The sequence below is a fragment of the uncultured Eudoraea sp. genome (assembly GCF_947258525.1).
In the GTDB taxonomy this organism is placed as follows: domain Bacteria; phylum Bacteroidota; class Bacteroidia; order Flavobacteriales; family Flavobacteriaceae; genus Eudoraea.
This window is the reverse complement of the sequence record NZ_CAMYIP010000064.1, coordinates 1-3,281: the sequence shown is the minus strand read 5'-3', so window position 1 is coordinate 3,281 and position 3,281 is coordinate 1. Positions and strand designations below refer to the sequence as shown.

Genomic DNA, 3,281 nt, shown 5'->3' with positions numbered 1-3,281 from the left:
TTTTCAGAACCGGAATTTTTAATCTTGCAGATGTGTCCGTGATGATTGGGATGATTATGCTGTTGATCCACTTTGTATATAATAAACGCAATGAAAAGCCGATTGAAAGCTAGACACTAGTGCTACAGGAACGAAATTCAATACCTATAAAATCCCACCTTTTTCCCAATATCTTCGCCTGCCTGCCCTTTAGATTTGTAATTGATAATTTATTATCATATTACTATTATTACTATGTATATTTTCTTTTTGGTTCTTTTTCTTTTGTTGAATTAACATAAAAATGTTAGTAACTTAAATAATAGCGGAGGTGAACTATCTGCCTGCATAAGTTCTACGACTTAATAGCCGAATTAGTCCTCCGCTATTTCAAGATTAAGCACCATGTAGAAATTTAGGTTTTTAGACCTACTAAAGGTGTTAGTGTTAATCTCTTAAAATCTATTCAAATGTATAATTTTTTCGTTGGTTGCGACATGTCAAAATCGTTTTTTGACGTTTCTTTTTATCAAGACAATAATCCTGTTTATCTAGGACAATTCTCAAACGATATACCTGGATTCAAGAAAATGGTAAGACAACTCAAGAAAGTTAGTAACGTGTTGAAAACATCTTGGTTTGTTTGCTTCGAGAATACCGGTGTATATTCCAAGGCGTTGGTTGAATGGCTAATCAGTCAACAGATACCTTGTAGAGAAGAAAATGCCTTAGCTATTTCAAAGTCTTTAGGGATTCGTAGGGGTAAAAATGACAAGGCAGATTCAAAAGATATCTGTAAATATGGGTATGAGAAAAGATCCTCAATAAAACCTACGATTTTGTCAAAACCTGGAATCATTAAACTGAAAAAATTACTATCAAGAAGAGATTTATTAGTAAGGCAAAAACAAGGATTGTTAGTATCTATTAAGGAACAAAAACTGACTTTAGATCCAAAGCTGTTGGAATTTTTAGAGTCTCAGAATCAAGAATTACTAGCACTATATGCTCGACATATTAAAGAGCTAGAAAAGCAAATACAGCAGACCATTGATGAAGATGAAGAAATGAAAACAAATAATGAATTGGCACAGTCAGTTGTAGGAATTGGTTTGGTTAATAGTGCATATATGATAGCCTACACCGATAATTTTTCTAGTTTTGAAACAAGTCGAGAATTTAATAGTTACTGCGGAGTAGCTCCTTTTGAGCATTATCAGTCTGGTAATCAGAAGGGTATATTTAAAGTCAGTCACATAGCAAACAAAAAAATAAAAAGCTTGTTGTCCAATGCTGTAAATGCAGCAATAATGTATGATCCAGAACTAGCAGAATATTATCAAAGAAAACTAGGTGGGGGTAAGCCAAAAGGGGTTGTTCTTAATGCTTTAAAAAACAAATAAGTCCATCGTGTTTTTGCTGTTGTTAAGCGTAAAACTCCTTATGTGAAAATGATGACTTATAAATAAATATTTTATTTAATAAATAATTTGGTTAACCGTAGAAATTCACAGATCCTATGTTTGTAAAAGCGGAAAGGTTTTAGTTCAAATTAATAGTGATAAAATATTAATTAACCTAAAACCTTTCAACATGAAAAATACAAATAATAGTTTAGACTTTACTGGTCAAAATATTTATGTAGGAATGGACGTACATAAGAGGACCTGGACCTGTACAATTTGTTCTCAGCATGCGATTTTGAAAAAGGTAGTTTTTGAAAGACCATTTACAAAAAATTTAGTTAATTATTTACGAAGAAATTTTCCTAACGCGAATTGCTATAGTGCCTATGAAGCGGGATTTTGTGGATTTGTAGCGCAAAAAGAATTGAAAGCTGAGGGAGTTAATTGCATTGTTGTGAATCCAGCGGATATACCGGTATCGGATAAGGAAAAGCAATTTAAAACTGATCTTAGGGATAGTAAAAAGATTGCAGTAACATTGAGAAGCGGAGAACTAAAAGCTATATATGTTCCAACCCTAGAAAATCAGAAGGATAGAGCAGTGGTGAGAGAACGCTGGAGTATTTCAAAAGATCAAACCAGGGCAAAGAATCAAATTAAAAGTCATCTTAATTTTTTTGATATTGAGATACCTGAAGATTTTACAAGTCGCTATTGGTCCATAAAATTTGTTGATTGGTTATTGAAAATCGCTGAAGAAAAACAAGATGATGCCTTGAAAGTAAAAATTCAAAAACACATTATCCTAAGAACTCACCAACTTTGGGCAACTAGAGAATTAAGGAAATTATCCAGAACGGATAGACACATTGAGTTATCTAAAAATTTGCTGACTGTACCCGGAGTAGGACTCTTTCACGCCATGGTATTTCTTACAGAGTTAATTGATATGAAAAGATTTAAAAACGAAAATCATTTGTTTTCATTTTGTGGATTAATACCAACAACAAATACTTCAGCAGACAAACAAAGAATAGGGGAAATGACCAGAAGAGGAAATACTAGAGTAACAACAGCCTTAATTAAAAGTGCATGGGTGGCCATTAGATCCGATAATGAATTACTAATGCGATATGAAACTTATAGGAAAAGAATGAACGGGAATAAAGCTATTATCAAAATAGCTAAAACTTTAGTGAGAAGAATAAGAAAAGTTTGGATCCATAAAGAAAAATATATAAAAGCTGAATGCTAAAATCAAATCCCATGAAAAAGAAATACTATCAGGGATAAGACTGGATTCGCCTGCCTACAGCTATTTTTTATAAATAGACTGGATTCCGCAGATTACAGCTTATCCTATTTTATGATGATTGAGATCTTACAGCTAAAAGGATTATCCAATTAGACTGGTGATAGAAGGCTAATTTTTTTTAATAGATGGGATGTATTATTACTATCCAAGCAGGGACTCAACTTTAGTATTGAGCATAAAATAACTTTATCACAAATGAAGAATTTTACTAAAATTAATCCGAAAAAACTTGGTTTACAACATAGAAGGCAGGCGTAAAAAAGCAATGAAATTCTTAAAGCCATAAAACTCGCTCTTGGTGTAATATCGAAAGTAACAATGAATGTTTTTGCTATGGATTTGAATAAATAACCTCAAACTGTCTATAATCGAATGTACTATTTAGGAGGATTAGGTAAACACCAAAGATATAATAAGTACCTAAACGTGATAGTAAATTTTTCTAACGTTACTTTTCCATTGCTGAAAAGTAACCAAAAAGCTAGGCGGAATAATACCTGCCCGCAAGGCTGGCTCCCACACCCACTATTCCGCCGGAGCTTGCCCGCACGCGCTCTTTTGGTGGAGGATGGTAATATGAT

The 3,281-nt window shown here is 33.1% G+C and carries 2 protein-coding genes; both read left to right on the top strand.

All coding sequences use genetic code 11. The features are described from left to right. Positions 1–449 precede the first annotated feature (449 nt). A complete protein-coding gene (locus Q0X89_RS05095; protein WP_297691785.1) occupies positions 450–1,382 on the top strand; it encodes a transposase in 933 nt (310 codons plus the stop codon). 190 nt (positions 1,383–1,572) lie between these two features. Next, complete coding sequence (locus Q0X89_RS05090) at positions 1,573–2,640, top strand: IS110 family transposase (protein ID WP_297691783.1); 1,068 nt, start codon at positions 1,573–1,575, stop codon at positions 2,638–2,640. Positions 2,641–3,281 lie beyond the last annotated feature (641 nt).

What these genes read in the sequence shown, in the direction of transcription:
- Q0X89_RS05095 (WP_297691785.1), top strand. Translation starts at nt 450, where the DNA reads ATGTATAATTTTTTCGTTGGTTGCGACATGTCAAAATCGTTTTTTGAC.
- Q0X89_RS05090 (WP_297691783.1), top strand. Translation starts at nt 1,573, where the DNA reads ATGAAAAATACAAATAATAGTTTAGACTTTACTGGTCAAAATATTTAT.